This is a genomic window from Bifidobacterium sp. C0047B3 (assembly GCF_056590535.1).
The window spans coordinates 564,091-580,313 of the sequence record NZ_JBWPWH010000001.1; the positions used below are offsets into that span (position 1 = coordinate 564,091).

Consider the following 16,223-nt stretch of genomic DNA (forward strand, 5'->3'; position numbering starts at 1 on the left):
TCTTTTTCTTTTATGGGGTTATGAGTTATAAGACTTATAACCCCAAATATTTTTTCATCTTATGGTTCTTACCGATTGTTTCCAACCATTTATAACTAGTTTCTGCGCTTGCGCGTTGCAGCAAATGATTCAGCAAGTCCGGCGAGACCTGTGAAAAGCGAGGCAATTGCGGAAGCGAAAATTGAGGTTGTGGTTGAGCCAGTTTGTGGAAGACGTTTAACAACTCGCTCAGCTTCTGGTTGTTCCGGTTGTTCCGGTTGCGAAGGAGCTGGAGCAAACTCAGGTTCTGGCTCTGCTTCTGGTTCAGGCTCAGTCTCAGGCATTGGAGTTGGCATTGGTTCAGGTTCAGGCTTAGGAGTTGGCGGCGTTGGTTTCTTTTTCAACACAAAAGTAACAGATTCTTGAACCGCAACATCACCAGTTTGAAGTCCAATATTAATATCTGCACTGCTCTTAGAAGACTGATCTGTTGATTCAACAACCCACTCATACCCATCTGGCGCTTTAACATTTGGTTTTACAGTATAATGTCCTGGCAGCAAATACACGACACCCTTAGATAAATAACCAGTAGGCAAAGAACCAGTAGAGCTCTGTATGAAATGAGTATCTTGAGACTTCATCATTGCAACTAAATCATCTTTACTACTTGCAACAATATCACCACTTGCAGCAGCAAATTGATCACCAATTTGAGCATTCTTAGAATTTAAAAGCCCATACGTTGCACCTGACTCAAACGTTCCATCAATTTTCTTATATTTCACGACCAGCTGCGTAGGAATTGCCCTAAAAGTCACATAATAATGCTTTGTTGTTACTTGATTATCATCCGTATCTCGAACAATACCATAGTCGTAGTTGCCAAAATCACCTGTATTATCCGCAGTAAATTCTCCCCCTTTAGGAGTATCAATATCATTACTGTAATAAATATAACCAGGGATATTAGTATTTTTAAGCTCTTCCATAGTTGGGCGCTTAATAGAATCTTTCTTGGGATCTCCTTCGTAGCTTAGGAGAGGCGTATACATATTTCTGACAACCTGATTATTACCAAACCTCACGCCGGCAATATTTTTAATCTCAGACAAGTCAGATAAATCCAACTTGGTAAACGGTTTAGTAGAGAACCTATCAGTTTCACCAGAACTGCGTTGAGAAAGTTCACCATTCCCTTCAATGTTTGCTACTTTGCGATATTGCAAATCATCAACAAAATGGAATTGCGCGCCACATTCTGGTATAAAAGCAATATATCCGAAAGCTCCAGATGAGTCTTCATGATTAAATCCTTCATAACCCAAAATAGCTTCATTAGCGTTGTTGCCCTCCATAACAACATGGATAAACGTTTGGTTTTTTCTCATATAAACTTTAATATTCGTCTTATCAGCCAAATTGGATCCAACAAGCTTCCCATTTACCTCAAGCTTGTATGGAATCTTACCGTCAGGAGCTTTATTAAGGTCAAGATTTACTGATCCATCTGGATTTTTTAGCTCACGGGATGATCTATATGAATAAAATTGACCATCACCGGTATATACACTTTCTTTATCAACACGCGGTAAAAATATGAAAATATCAATTCTTCCAAGCCTGCCACTATACGTATTAATAAATCCATCAATACTTTTAGTATCACCAGATGCTTGACCATTCTCTACAGAAAACTTCTTTCCATAAGCCGTATAAAAAATCTTTTGAATAAAAGACAGAGGTCTAACAGATTTCGTTTTATCCTGCAGCTCTTTTACTTCAGCCGGTGTAATTACATTAGGGAACGGATTTGTTACATCCTTATCATTACTAAAATCGTATATGCCTTCTTTATTAGGCTTAACTTCGCTTTTCTTATCGTCATTATTTGTAGAGTCTGCTGCCGCTTTATCATCTTTTGCTGCAGGATTTTCGTTTACAGAACCAGTTGCACCTTTGACATCTTTGTCTTCTTCATCGCCGTTTGCTTTTTTATCTTCTGATACTTCTTTTGTAGATTTAGCTGACTTGTATACAGCTACTTTGCTTTTCTTTACATCAGCCGAATCGTTTGCAGAACTATTATCTTTGACATTATTATTTACAGCATCATTCTTATGAATATTAGCATTATTAGAATTTATATTATTTTTCGAAGTATCAACATTCTGAAAGTTAGCATCATCCTTTGCTTTATCAGGATTTTTAGCGAAAGGATACCCCCCCCCCCGTCAGAAAATCCCGGATTCACAACTTTAGAATTAGCATTCACAACAGCATCAGCCGCAGTTGTAACACTCTCAGCAGCATTCGCACTCTGTGTAACACAAAAAGCGCAAGCAGCTGTAGCAATACTCATCATCGTCGTCGACAATACAAGCACAGTTCTCTTATTCATTTTTCCCTCGTAAAATAAACAAATTTAAAAAAAACTTACAAAATAAAAACCACACAGCTGCAATCTCATCCTAAGAATGCAACCACACAAACTAATATACCATAATTCAATATAATGTATATACAAAATTATGAAAACTTACACTTAATCGCGCACGCAAATACTTTCACGCTCAACTTTCGCAAGTTTGAAGCAAACGCACATGCATAAAAGTAATCAAAACACATAGTAAGAAATCTGCTTACAAAACGACCAACCGTAATACCAGTCTCTTGATGTATGATTTCTAGTAGTGTTAGAAGGAGGGGATTTATGCTAACAATTTATGAGTTGATGGAATACTTAAAGAATACGCATCACATTGATATTGATCCAAAATCACAATTGCAATCTTTGCGCAATATTGGTTATTATCATGGCTTCAAGGGGTATAGGTTTGTGCGCGAAGATGCTAATCGTATCAGGTTCTCTTCTTTCGATGAGGTCGTTGCATTAAATGATTTTGACATGAGATTAAAAACGATTTTATATCCTGCTGTTATGTTCATTGAAAATGCGTTGAAAAGCTACGTGATAGAAGCGTTATTAAATGATTGTAAGTCTGAAAATTTCGATGATATTTACAATAAGTCGTTAACGGCTTACAAATCGCATAAATCAGGTTCTAGCGCATATAAAAATGCTTATATTAGAAGAATGAATCTTAAGGGCAGAATAAATTCAGCACTAATAAGAGATTACAGTAAAAGAAGCGTTGTTGCACATTTTTTTGATAATGATAAATCTATACCGGTGTGGGCAATATTTGAGACTTTAACTTTAGGCGAATTTGGAATGTTGTATGAGTGTGCGAACATTAAGGTTAAAAAATGTGTTTCAACTATTATGAGTTTGCCGACTAATTTAGATTCAGATGGCATGATTACGAGATTTCTTATTTATGCTATTAAGGATTTGAGGAATGCTATAGCTCATAATAATGTTATTTTTGATACTCGATTTAAAACTGGAAAAGTAGATAATAGGTTATCAATACTTCTTAAAACTGAAATGAAAATTGATAATATTGATTTTAAATACATGGATGCTTATGTTACTATTATTACTTATTTTCTTAGTAAAATGGGCGCACCTGAGAAAATGCGTAAGGATTTTGTTGAACAGTATGATAGCGAAACAGAACGTTTGAGAAAAAAGCTGCCTGTGAACATATGTAGTAAGATACTTGGAACTCAGCATAAGTCTAATATGAAATTACTTAAGTGTTTTATGAAAAAATAGTAAAATTCGTTGCACAATTTTACTTGTATGATAGCATTGTAATTGAATTGCGGTGGACGTCTTCGGACTAAACCTGGAAGAATCTGATGCGTCGGGTTCTTCTTTTTTCTTTTATGGGGTTATAAGTTGTAAGACTTATAACCCCAAATATTTCATCTTATGATTCTTACTAATCACTGCCAACCATTTATAGGGTAAGCGGCTACAAAAAGCGCATTTACAAATACCAGATGATAAAAGCGCTCAAATAATACCCCCCCCCCAATATTATTGAATCGTTTATATGCGAGAGACAATACACGTGACATATAACTAGAACATCGCGTTAATTTGAGCAGAAGGACACAAACATGGAAAATAACAACCTACCTAACAATAAGCAGGCAGAAGATTTGGATAAAATGCTTGCTGGCACTACTGAAGAAAGTGCAGACTATGATACTACGCAAATCGTAGAAGGCGCGGATAAATCCACTAAAACACGCAATACTCGCATTATTGCAGGCTGCATTATTGGCGTGATTCTACTAGCCTTGCTGGGCGGTCTTATTTGGTGGTATCAAGCCTCTAATAAGCCACAATTTAGCAATGCTCAGCGCAACGTGTCTGCTCAAAATTTGTCAAAAAAGAAAGTTGACGAGAAAAGCAATAAAGCTCGCGAATTGGCTGATTTTTACCGAACTAACGGCAAAATCGACATTCAACCATATTATTTTAAGCCACGTAGCGAAATGACCGCCGATAATAAGGCTGATGCTCTAAAACGAGCAAAATTAGCATTCGACGAAAGCTTAAAAGCTGCATTCCCTAGTAAAAACGCGTATTTGACTCAAGATTACGTGGCTGGCACGGTTTATGACGATTATCAGCGTCTTTTGAACCCTGTTTACGGCGGCTGGAACGATTTTTATACCAAAGGCGACACGTTCAACGACAGTGCAAAATATGATATTCTCTTTAACAGTGGCATGTATGAAATGTTTGCGCCTGAATATCACACTGAACGCAAAGCAAATGTTATTTTTAGGATTTTCGGTTTTCGCAATGTAGACAAAGAAGCAACAAATAAGTTAATGGAAAAGACAAAAGATTATACGGTGAATGTATATATGCACGAGTTGCCACATACTAAGGGGTTACCTGTTAGCTCATTAACCGGCCCAATTAAATGCGAGTATAGAATTCAAAACACTGATAACGACTGGATTGAATGTAAAGCACCATTTAGAATGGCCGTCGTTAGAGCTGACCGCACAGCTACAAATGATGGTGTTGTTAGGCTTCATTACACAGTAAATCACGACCAATCAATAAGCAAGCGTCGTATTCTTATTGATGGAATTGGGCGATATATAAATTAAATAAAAAAATATTCAAAAAATAGCGTTTTTTGAGCCAGCCCTCGATAGATATTAGTTGAGAATACTATTCGTATCTATCAAAAGGCTGGCTTTTTTATGAAAAAACGAAAAATAATACCAAAAACAAGCCAAGAACATTTATATGGCTAATAAATTTTATTCTAAAATGCATGTGCAATTATTTATGCATCAATAGATGCGTTTTTCTTGATAAAAATGCTTATTTTTTTGTATCATAAATTAAGTTCATGTAAATGTTAATTAGTCCTAAAAAATGAGTATAAATGCGTGCAAATAAAACATTTTGCGAAGAGTGCAGGGATGAAGTTGAGTACTCAACAAAATCCGTTCCAATGACTGCATCTATTAAAGGAAAACAATATTCCTACACTGGCACAGAAGCACACTGCAAAGATTGCGGTTCTGCTGTATATGTACCCGAAATTATTGACGCGAATCTTCGAGCATTGTATGACGTGTATCGTAAAGAAAACAATATTATTCCACTTGACGAAATCAAGAAAATCCCTGCTAAATACTCAATAGGTAAACGTCCACTTTCGCTGCTACTTGGCTGGGGCGAGCAAACATTTTCTAGGTTTGCAGACGGAGATATCCCCTCAAAACAATATTCTGACATTTTGCAACACATTTATAATGATCCGGAATATTACTTGCACTTGTTAATCAGCAATAAGAACAATCTGAAATCCTCACTTAGCTACGAAAAAAGCTACAAGGCAACTCAAAAACTATTGCTTAAGTCCAACAATTCTTCAAGCAATAACGACTCTATTAACACAGATTCAAGCAACAAAATAAACGATGTAATACAATACTTGCTCGTAAAATGCGAGGACATTACTCCCCTTGCTTTGCAAAAATCATTGTACTACATACAAGGTTTTTACTTTGCATTCTATAAATCGTTCTTATTTACCGATGATTGTCAAGCATGGGTTCATGGACCCGTGTATAAAGACGTCTATTTGCGCTATAAAGACTACACTTTTACACCAATCGATTCGCCAACAACAGAAATATCAGGAATTAAATCATCAGGAAAATTAGCTGATTACAAATACGCTCAAAAAAGCGACATCACGAGACTTACAGCAGAACTAACAACTACACTATCTGCTACTGAAAAAGCAGTATGCGATAGTGTGATTGAAAATCTTTGCTGCTACAGCGGTAAAGAACTTGAACGATTCACACACACTGAAAAACCATGGGTGCTAACACGAGGAAATCTTAACGAAAACGAATCATCAAATAAAATAATCAGCAAAAACATTATTGGTGATTATTTTAGCGAAATAAAAACAAAATTTAACATGATAAATCCCAACGACATTAGCCAGTACGCACAATACATGTTTTCAAGCAAGTAACACTATAAATAAGAATTTTCCCCTGCTGATATGAACACAACAGGGGAAAATTACTAACAATTGTGCAAAACATTCACAGCACAAAGTCTAGTTTCTGCGCTTGCGCGTTGCAGCAAATGATTTAGCAAAGCCAGCGAGCCCAGCGAAAAGCGAGGCAATTGCGGAAGCGAGAACTGGTGTTGTGGTTGAGCCAGTTTGTGGAAGACGCTCAACAACGCGCTTAGCTTCTGGTTGCTCCGGTTGTTCCAATTGCTCTGGTTGCGAAGGAGCTGGAGCAAACTCAGGTTCTGGCTCTGCTTCTAGTTCAGGCTCAGTCTCAGGAATTGGAGTTGGCGTTGGCGTTGGTTTCGGCTTAGGAGTTGGCGTCTTAGATGTATACGAGCTATACACCGAAATACTTCCACTCACAGGAGTATCACCAGTAAACTGAGTACCTTGACCATCTTTCTCAGTAAACCAACCGTTAAAAGTAAACCCAGGCTTTGAAGGATCAGCTGGCATTGACTCAGTAGTCCACTCATCTCCATTAATAGACTTGTTTTCCTCCACTTGCACAGTTGCATACGTTTTATCTTCGTCAATAAAAGTTACTTTATAACCAGCAGCTTCCCACTTCGGGAACACAACGAAAGTGCGGCTTGTTAAACCATATTGAGATCCACATTTATCACTATAAACGTTAACACCCTTATTATCTCTAATAATCGCAAACAAATAAGGATAGTCAATAAACGGCTTAATACCAAAATCAGAATACGCATCAGTTGTACTATTAATGACCTTTTTTTGTCATCAAACATACGGTCAAATGACGTATAAGGTTTTCCATTTTTCTTTTTAGCAACATAGAATTGCCAGCCAGCAAACTTGTAACCCACTTTTGTAGGATTAGTTGTCGGGAATTGAATAGCGTTGTCTTTCACACGTAAACGCGCAAAAATATTGTCATTATTGTACTTGAAACTCCAGTTTCCCTTGGATATAAACTCACCATTAGCATCTTTAGGCTGAGTATATGAGAAGCACTTGCTTGCCACAGACTCATCCTTCGCATACACAATCTCAAGAACATCTAAACGAATACACTTTTCTTGCAAATCCTTATTTTTCCCTTTACTTGGCTCCCAAGTAAAGCTATAAATGTCAGGCGTAAACTCTTTACCATCATTAGTACCAGCATTATAAGTTACAAAATAAGGACTTGGAATAGTAGTGTTTACAACAGAAACTGTGTAAGTGTGACTAGAATCAAAATTACCTAAACTAACAGATGTTGTAATAGAATCTTTAGGAATGCTACTTTTCTTTGTTACAACTGTACCATCATTATTATCAGTGATTTTATACTCTATACCTTCAAACTCAGTTTCAACATCTTTTCCATCACTTTTACGGCTAGTCCCCCAGTCCCAGTTTGTTGAAACTTCTCCAAAGTCAGAATTAGCTTTAACGAGTCTGCTATTATTTTTATTAGCATACTCATCATTCATTTCTCCCCACTGGAACATAATTTTAAGCTCAGTTGTTTGTGTTTGAGGTTTAGGAGTTGGATTAACAACTGGCTTACCGCTAGCAAAAAGCGCTTGATTAAAAATCGTTGGAGAAACTGAGTTTTCACTAACTTTAGACTTTGAATTAATATTTGATTCAACTTTTGTATCAGTATTTGCAACAGAATCTACATTAGATTTAGCAGTAGTCTTAACGAAAGTGTTTACATTAGTATTTGTATCAAGCTTTGAATCAGACTTTACATCGCTCTTATCTTCAAGCTTGGATTCAGTTTTTGCATTAGAATTTGGTTTCGAATTCGTTTCAAGTTTTATATTATCTTTATCAGAAGAATCAGAAGACTTTATGCCATTTGTCTCAGAAGAATTGGTTTCTTGAGAAGAAATATTTTCAATTGGGGGGGGGGGTAGTGACTTTTGCAGTAGAAACACCCGAAATAGTAGAAGTGGAAACCTCAGCAGCACTCGCACTCTGCGCAACGCAAAAAGCGCAAGCAGCTGTAGCAATACTCATCATCGTCGTCGACAATACAAGCACAGTTCTCTTATTCATTTTTCCCTCTTATAAAATAAACAAATTTAAAAAACTTATAAAAATAACACAGCTGCAATCTCATCCTAAGAATGCAACCTCACTAACCAGTATACCATAATTCAATATAATGTATATACAAAATTATGAAAGCTTACACTTAATCGCGCACGCAAATGCTTTCACACACGAGTTGCGCAAGTTCGAAGCAAACGCACATGCATAAAAGTCATTACAGCGAGAAGAATAAGCAAATAAGCTGGAAGCAGGATCATGGAAACATTCTGCGCAATTATTCCAAAAATAGCAGGCATTACCATAGATCCAATATATGCGCTTGCCATTTGCATTCCAACAATCGCTTGAGACTTATCAGCACCAAAATAATGCGGAGTTGAATGAATAATACATGGGTAAACTGGAGCGCATCCTAGTCCAATAATTACAAATCCTGCAATAAGCTCAATATGATTCGGCAAAGGCAGCAACAATACTAAAATGCCAACAAGCATCACGCACTGACCAATACGAATCATTGTTGCATCGTTAAAACACATAGTAAGAAATCCGCTTACAAAACGGCCAACCGTAATGCCAACATAAAACAAGCTTGCCCAACCGGCTGCAACAACGCTACTAACTCCCCCATGCAAAACCATGTAACTACTAGCCCATAATCCTGCAGTTTGTTCTAAAGCACAATAGCAAAAGAACATAATAAGAATATTTTTCGCTCCTGGAATGCGCAAAACTTCCTTATAAGATAGCATCCCAGAAGATTGTTTCTTTACCTCAGTAAGATTATGCGGCTCTGCCTTTTTATTATTATTTTTCCACAGCGGCAAACTTATGAATAACACAAGAGTGAGAGCAATTTGTATAACAGCAATATACTGGTAGCCTGCAGGCCAACGCTGACCGTGAGAAAGTGCGAAACCCATAACGTAGGGGCCTGCTGAAGCTCCAATTCCCCACATGCAGTGAAGCCAGCTCATGTGCCAGCTTTCATAATGCACTGCAACGTAATTATTAAGAGCTGCGTCCACTCCTCCAGCACCCAAACCGTATGGTATCGCTAGAAAAATAAGCACAAGATAATTCGGAGCAAAAGAAAAACCTAGTAACGCTAAAGCTGTTAAAGCAACTGAAATAAGCGTAACTTTCCCAGGACCAAACTTATGCGTAAGCCTATTAGATAGCAGCGCAGAAACAATTGTTCCTGCAGAAATAACCATTGATATTCCACCAGCCCAAGAAATTTGCGCACCAACATCGTGACTCATAGTAGGCCACGCAGCTCCAAGAAGAGCATCCGGCAAACCCAAGCTTATAAAAGCAAGATAAATAACAGCAAGAAGAAGGTTAATCATAAAAATTCCCTAACCTCAGTACTTCATATTTCTAACGCAAACACGCCATCATAAAGCAATGCAAACAACATGCCGATATCAGGTATCGATTTTGGAACGATCGAAGTCGTCTGCGTTATCAACAATGAACTGCTTGCGCGGAGGAACATCATCGCCCATCAGCAAATCGAATACTTCACTCGCTTGCTGAGCATCTTCCATACGAATCCTTCGAAGCATACGGGTTCTAGGATCCATGGTTGTGTCTGCAAGCTGATCCGCATCCATCTCACCCAAGCCCTTGTAGCGCTGAATATCGCTGTTAAAATCAATGCCCTTAGCTTGCAAATCGTTGAGCTTTCCAGCCAATTCGTCGTCTGAGTAAGTATAAATATACTCGCCCTTGTGCTTTCCAGCGAGCGCAATCCTGTGAAGAGGTGGCACTGCAGCATAAACATGACCGTGCTCAATAAGCGGACGCATATAACGATAGAACAGCGTTAGAAGCAAAATACGAATATGCGCGCCGTCAACATCAGCATCTGTCATCATAACAATCTTGTTATAACGTGCTTGTGAAATATCAAAACTTGCGCCCGATCCTGCTCCAACAACTTGAATAATTGCAGCGCACTCTTTGTTGGAAAGCATTTGTGCAAGACTTGCTTTTTGCACGTTCAAAATCTTACCGCGAATTGGAAGAAGCGCTTGGAAAGCAGAATTTCGAGCAGCTTTTGCAGTACCAAGTGCAGAATCACCCTCGACGATGAAAAGTTCTGCAACATCGTCGTTTCCAGGCTGGCAGTCAGAAAGTTTCGGCGGCATTGAAGCAGACTCAAGAGCATTCTTTCTGCGCGTAACTTCCTTAGTTTTACGCGCCTGAATACGCGCATGCATTTCGGAAACGATTTTTTCCAAAACCCTAGCAGACTGCTCTTTGAATCCTCTCTTAGAACCGGTAATCATCTCACCGAATTGAGCATCAGTCATTTTAGTAACGATTGGCTTAACTTGAGCGGTTCCAAGAACATCCTTAGTTTGACCTTGGAATTGAGGCTCAGCAATGCGAACAGTTACGACTGCTACCAATCCTGCTGTAATATCATCGCGCTCAATTTTCGTATTCGAATCTTTAAGATTTACTTTTAGTTTGCGCGCGTTGTCTTCAACAGCTTTACGAATTTGCTTAGTCAATCCTTGCAAGAATCCGTCAACGTGCATACCTCCGCCAGGAGTTTCAACAACGTTTACGAAACTAATAATCGTTGAATCGTAGCCGTTTACCCAACGCATTGCAATGTCAACGCCGCATTTTCGAGTTACTTGTTGAGCGTGTAAATCTCCAGCAGAATCAACAGCTTGTGTTTCTTCTACATACGTATCTTCGCCAGAAATGCGCCAAATATCCGATACTGCTTCACCTTTTGAAAGAAAATCAACGAAATCTTTAACGCCACCATTATGCAAAAATTCAACTACTCGAGGATGATGCTTATTTTGCATTGAGTTAGCAGACTGAGCATTTGCAACAGATTGTGCAAATGATTCTTCAGATTCAGCATCTTCAGTCTCATCTTCAGTCTCATCTTCATTCGCGATATTTTCAGTCTTATCTTCAGAATCATCTTCATCTTCTAATGTTGTTTCAGATTCTAATTCTTCAAATTCAGACACAGAGTTATCGCTATTATCAGACTGGTTTTCAAGAAGATTATCTTCTGCAACATTATCTTCTATAGCATTGTCTTCTGGAGAATCAATTTCTTCAATATTTGCAGATTCACCTTCAGGAACATGCTCGTCAATAACAGTAATTTTTAAACCTGGAACCAGGAAACTTGTTTGACGCACGCGAGCAATAAGCTGCTCATAGCTGAAATGTGCAGTTGAGTTAAAAATTTCTGGATCCGCCCAGTAGCGTACACGAGTTCCGGTAGTTTTTGGCGAAACAGTGCCAATAATTTCAAGCTCAGTAGGCTTATTTTTGCGCGTGCGCTTAAACGGAGAAGCAGGAGATGGATGCTCTGGATCTGCATCAGAATAAACACCAGGATGTCCCTGATGGAACGCCATATGATGCGTTTTGCCATCTCTGTCAACTTCAACATCTAAACGCAAACTTAAAGCGTTTACAACAGAAGAGCCAACGCCATGTAAACCGCCTGCAGCATTATAAGAAGCGTTACCAAACTTTGCTCCAGCATGAAGCTTAGTTAAAACAACTTCAACACCAGTGAGCTTTGTTTTTGGCTCAACATCTACTGGAATACCACGACCGTTATCTGCAACTTCAATAGATCCATCGTCGTGAAGAGTAACAACAATATGGTCGCAAGCTCCAGCTAAAGCTTCGTCAACCGCGTTGTCAATAATCTCCCAAAGGCAATGCATTAAACCTTGACTATCAGTAGTGCCAATATACATGCCTGGACGCTTACGAACTGCGTCTAAGCCTTCAAGCACAGTCAAGCTATCAGCATCATACTGCTCTTTATGAGAGACCACTTCTACCCCTTGCACTTATTAAACGTACAACCGATTATTTTAAGCAATAAGTGTCGTATTATCGCAAAAGCAACAATACGACACTTTAGAATATAACTTCACACAATCACTGATCTAAGAAGTCACGCAAAGTTTGCGATCTAGAAGGATGACGCAGCTTAGACATTGTTTTAGACTCAATTTGACGAATACGTTCACGAGTAACACCGTAAACGCGACCAATATCGTCTAAAGTCTTTGGCTGACCATCTTCCAAGCCATAGCGCATCTTAATAACTCCAGCCTCTCTAGGAGCCAAAGTTTCCAAAACTTGCCTAAACTGTTCTTGAAGGAGTGAGAATGCAACAGCATCAGACGGTGCGATTGCATCAGTATCTTCAATCAAATCGCCGAACTCAGAATCGCCATCCTCACCCAAAGGAGTGTGCAAAGAAATTGGCTCACGGCCATATTTCTGTACTTCTTGCACCTTCTCAACAGGCATATCAAGCTCGCGTGCAAGCTCATCTGGCGTAGGCTCGCGACCTAAATCTTGAAGCATTTGACGCTGAACCCTAGAAAGCTTATTAATAACTTCAACCATATGCACTGGAACTCGAATAGTACGAGCCTGATCTGCCATAGCACGCGTAATAGCCTGGCGAATCCACCAAGTTGCGTAGGTTGAGAACTTAAAGCCCTTCTTCCAGTCGAACTTTTCAACTGCACGAATCAAACCGAGATTACCTTCCTGAATTAAATCAAGGAAAAGCATGCCTCGACCGGTATAACGCTTTGCAAGAGAAACAACAAGACGCAAGTTTGCTTCAAGAAGATGATCTTTAGCTTTCTTACCATCTGCTGCAGCCCACTTAAGCTCACGCTTACGCTTAAACTCCATTTGATCAATTTGCGTATCAAGCAAATGCTGAGCATACAATCCAGCTTCAATACGCTCTGACAAATCAACTTCTTGCTCAGCATTAAGCAAGCTCACGCGACCAATCTGCTTTAAATAATCCTTAACAGGATCTGCAGTAGCGCCTGTAGCAATTACACGACGTTTAGGATTACCAGATGGAGTTAGATTATCGTCATCGTCATCATCACGTACAACAAATGCGCCTTTTGCTTGTGGCACTTGCGGAGCATCATGCTTAATTTCGTCGTGATCCTCAATGTCATCAAGATCTTCAGACTCTTCATCATCAAGATCATCTGTAACGTCAATATCGCTTAAATCGTCAACATCAGATATATCTTCTGGCTGAATATCGTCTAAATCATCAAGATTCAAATGTTCATCATCAACATCAAGATGTGGATCGTTATCTAAAGGATCGTCAATAGATAATTGATCTTGAGATTCAATGTCTACGCTATCCTCGGTTTCGTCATGTTCAGCATCAGACAATACTGATTCAGTATCAATCTTGTTGTCTTCAGTTTTCTTTGAGCGAGAACTGCGCGTCTTGCTATCAGCTGACGAAGTTCGAGTACTGGTTTTACGCGCAGCGCTAGCCTTGCGAGTTTTTACAGGCTTAGTATCATCTTGCATTTCGTCGCTGTCGACCGTTGATCCAACTTCACTCGTCAAACTGTTCCTCCTGTATTATCCCCTTGTAACGCATATAGGCATAGTTCATGCAAGGGCAAGTTTTACCTTAAGTAGTAAACCATTTAAGCAAGACGATTATTCCCCAACTAATTTTTGCGGCGTGGCGAATTATTCAATCCATGCTGGCTCAAGACCATTTTCGAATGCTCCACAAACTATTTTTGCCATAGAACAATCAGGATCAATTCGCAATGCACAATCACAATAATACTTTACTTCTCCGAGCCTAAACCACCAGCTGATATAAGCTAACAAAGCGTAAACTTGCACAGATAACTTTGGAATGCTTCTAGTAATAATAGCCATAGATTTTAAAATTTTGCACGCGAAAATAGCTCTCTTTATATCAGGCTTATTATTTGTTTGAGTGAATTTTGCTTCTAAACAATGCCGCAAATTACGAGATACTTCAGGAGTGTGAGGGCACCAAGCAAATTCCGACAAAGTTTTTTCGTCATACCATTCTTGATTTTCATCCAGAATAGAAATAAGCATTGCATCACGAACATTAATATTATGCAACATTGCTATTGGCAGGTTTACTAGATCATATCCAAAAATTTTTTCATCGTAAGCAAACATGTTGTACCATCGCATAAGCGCTCTGCTTGCAATATCTCTAATAGCGTATTGCTTGCCATTTCGATCAACATTTTCTATAAAAGCTTCCGAAACTGCAGGAACCCAATATTCTAATCCTTTAATCCATTGCGCACTGTCACTACAGTTGTTGTAAATATATTCCTTAGAAAAAGTCATAAAAAAGCTGCACTCTTTGGAAGGATATATATTCCCATTAATATCTGAAATTTCTCTTCCAGCAAAACTTTCAAAATCTTCTGAACCTGCAAAATCTAAACAACCATTAAAAGAATTAGCGCTTTCGCCATAAATTTGCATAAGACTTTGCATATCAAAGTCATCCATACAATTATGCGATATTTTCGTTTTCAAATCATCCTCTACAATTTCCATGCATACTCCCCCTCATTTTTTACATGATTTTTTACATGATTTTTTATTTTGATAATCAAACTATGCAATAGCATTTTTTGATATATTGAAGTTTCTCAAGATATAAGTCAGCATTCAATAAAAAATTATTTCTGCGGTGAAAAGCTTATTAAAGCATAATAATAACTGCGTTTTGTAATGTTCAGCCCTGTGGATAACTTTCATAATATGAGCACATTTATAGGCAACAATTACAGTCTTAACGATATTGAATCTAGAATTGCTTTTTTAATTTCTCAGCAATTTAATACGGAACTAGAAAATAATCTTTCATCCACATGTGCGCAAACATTACAGCAAGTAATAAAGCAAGCTATTGTTTCAAGCGAAGGCGGAAAACGTCTTAGAGCCCTTCTTACGATTTCAGCATTTTACGCTGCATCAAAAGAAAACAATATTCAAAAAATCCATGAACAGTCTGTATTTGACATAGCTTGTGCTCTAGAAGTATTTCAAACAGCTGCATTAGTTCATGATGATATTATCGACGAATCTTATTTGAGACGTGGAAAGCCTAGTGCGTATTGTGCATTAAGTAAAGCTTGCAATAATAAGCATATTGGCACAGGCTTAGGTTTAATGCTGGGAGATCTACTTGCCACAGAAAGTTTCGATATTGCAAGAAATTGTGCGAAGAATTTTACTTATGGAGAGGAATTGTTAGCAGCATTTGCGTCTATGCAAAGAAATGTTGGTATTGGTCAAGTATTGGATTTGTCAATAGAAATGATGCAACTAGATAATCCAATGCAACTTGCTGAATCATCTTTGAATGTTTTTAGATGGAAAACAGCCAGTTACACTACAGTTGCTCCATTAACTCTCGGCTTTCTTGCAGCAAACATGCAACCAAGTGAAGCATACAATCTTGCTAATTCTATTGGCGATTCGTTAGGTGTTGCTTTCCAAATTGCTGACGATTTGCTTGATATTGTTTCAGATAGCAAGATTACAGGTAAACCTATTGGCGGTGATATTAGAGAAGGCAAGCGTGCAGTTCTTCTTGCAGACGCTTTGCAATACGGAACCGATAGTGAAAGAGAAATACTATTAAAAGCTTACACGAGTAGTACTCGAAGTGAAGATGATGTAAATAAAATAATACAGATTTACTATGATTCTGGTGCTATTGAAAAATCAAAAAAGCGAATTGAGAATCTGTGGAATGATTCACAACAAGCAATCGAATCGAGTACATTGAGCGATAGTGGAAAAGCTATTTTGCATGAAATTAGCAAACGATTTATACCTGAAGCATGGCGTAATGTACAATAATATTTAGTAAATAACGCTCGAAAT

At 38.3% G+C, this 16,223-nt stretch carries 11 protein-coding genes and 1 pseudogene; 5 read left to right on the forward strand and 7 right to left on the reverse strand.

Features of this window, described 5'->3' with window-relative positions; genetic code table 11:
* Positions 1–95 precede the first annotated feature (95 nt).
* The gene (locus AC1EKT_RS02170) at positions 96–1,826 is read right to left on the reverse strand and encodes a hypothetical protein (protein ID WP_481616006.1); all 1,731 of its coding nucleotides are present in this window, start codon (positions 1,824–1,826) and stop codon (positions 96–98) included.
* On the opposite strand from AC1EKT_RS02170, the gene AC1EKT_RS02175 reads away from it, so the two are divergent.
* Entirely contained in the window at positions 1,825–2,103 is a 279-nt protein-coding gene (locus AC1EKT_RS02175) for a hypothetical protein (protein ID WP_415686883.1), read from the forward strand. The genes AC1EKT_RS02170 and AC1EKT_RS02175 overlap by 2 nt on opposite strands.
* Positions 2,104–2,122: 19 nt before the next feature.
* Here the strand turns inward: AC1EKT_RS02175 and AC1EKT_RS02180 are convergent, their stop codons facing one another.
* A complete protein-coding gene (locus tag AC1EKT_RS02180) occupies positions 2,123–2,380 on the reverse strand; it encodes a primosome assembly protein PriA (RefSeq protein ID WP_481615963.1) in 258 nt (85 codons plus the stop codon).
* A gap of 279 nt (positions 2,381–2,659) precedes the next feature.
* Here AC1EKT_RS02180 and AC1EKT_RS02185 point away from each other — a divergent pair, with 279 nt between their 5' ends.
* The 3 genes from AC1EKT_RS02185 to AC1EKT_RS02195 all read left to right on the forward strand — a co-directional run bounded on the left by AC1EKT_RS02185 (position 2,660) and on the right by AC1EKT_RS02195 (position 6,416).
* Positions 2,660–3,661, forward strand: a complete 1,002-nt coding sequence (locus AC1EKT_RS02185) for an Abi family protein (RefSeq protein WP_481616220.1) — start codon at positions 2,660–2,662, stop codon at positions 3,659–3,661.
* A gap of 350 nt (positions 3,662–4,011) precedes the next feature.
* A complete protein-coding gene (locus AC1EKT_RS02190; RefSeq protein WP_481615964.1) occupies positions 4,012–5,022 on the forward strand; it encodes a hypothetical protein in 1,011 nt (336 codons plus the stop codon).
* Positions 5,023–5,306: 284 nt separating this feature from the next.
* Positions 5,307–6,416 (forward strand): type II TA system antitoxin MqsA family protein, encoded by a 1,110-nt coding sequence (locus tag AC1EKT_RS02195; RefSeq protein WP_481615965.1) that lies wholly within the window; start codon positions 5,307–5,309, stop codon positions 6,414–6,416.
* An 87-nt stretch (positions 6,417–6,503) separates the two neighbouring features.
* Here the strand turns inward: AC1EKT_RS02195 and AC1EKT_RS02200 are convergent.
* The 5 genes and pseudogenes from AC1EKT_RS02200 to AC1EKT_RS02220 form a co-directional block, all read right to left on the reverse strand.
* Positions 6,504–8,480, reverse strand: a pseudogene (locus AC1EKT_RS02200) (InlB B-repeat-containing protein).
* Between the two features lie 161 nt (positions 8,481–8,641).
* The gene (locus AC1EKT_RS02205) at positions 8,642–9,829 is read right to left on the reverse strand and encodes an MFS transporter (RefSeq protein ID WP_481615966.1); all 1,188 of its coding nucleotides are present in this window, start codon (positions 9,827–9,829) and stop codon (positions 8,642–8,644) included.
* Positions 9,830–9,907: 78 nt separating this feature from the next.
* Positions 9,908–12,313, reverse strand: a complete 2,406-nt coding sequence (locus AC1EKT_RS02210) for a DNA gyrase/topoisomerase IV subunit B (protein WP_481615967.1) — start codon at positions 12,311–12,313, stop codon at positions 9,908–9,910.
* A 106-nt stretch (positions 12,314–12,419) separates the two neighbouring features.
* Complete coding sequence (locus tag AC1EKT_RS02215; RefSeq protein WP_481615968.1) at positions 12,420–13,889, reverse strand: RNA polymerase sigma factor; 1,470 nt, start codon at positions 13,887–13,889, stop codon at positions 12,420–12,422.
* Positions 13,890–14,018: 129 nt separating this feature from the next.
* Positions 14,019–14,885: a hypothetical protein gene (locus AC1EKT_RS02220; RefSeq protein WP_415683886.1), complete on the reverse strand. Its 867-nt coding sequence runs from the start codon at positions 14,883–14,885 to the stop codon at positions 14,019–14,021.
* A gap of 207 nt (positions 14,886–15,092) precedes the next feature.
* Between AC1EKT_RS02220 and AC1EKT_RS02225 the strand changes: the two genes are divergently transcribed.
* Positions 15,093–16,199: a polyprenyl synthetase family protein gene (locus AC1EKT_RS02225; RefSeq protein ID WP_415686892.1), complete on the forward strand. Its 1,107-nt coding sequence runs from the start codon at positions 15,093–15,095 to the stop codon at positions 16,197–16,199.
* Positions 16,200–16,223: the final 24 nt, after the last annotated feature.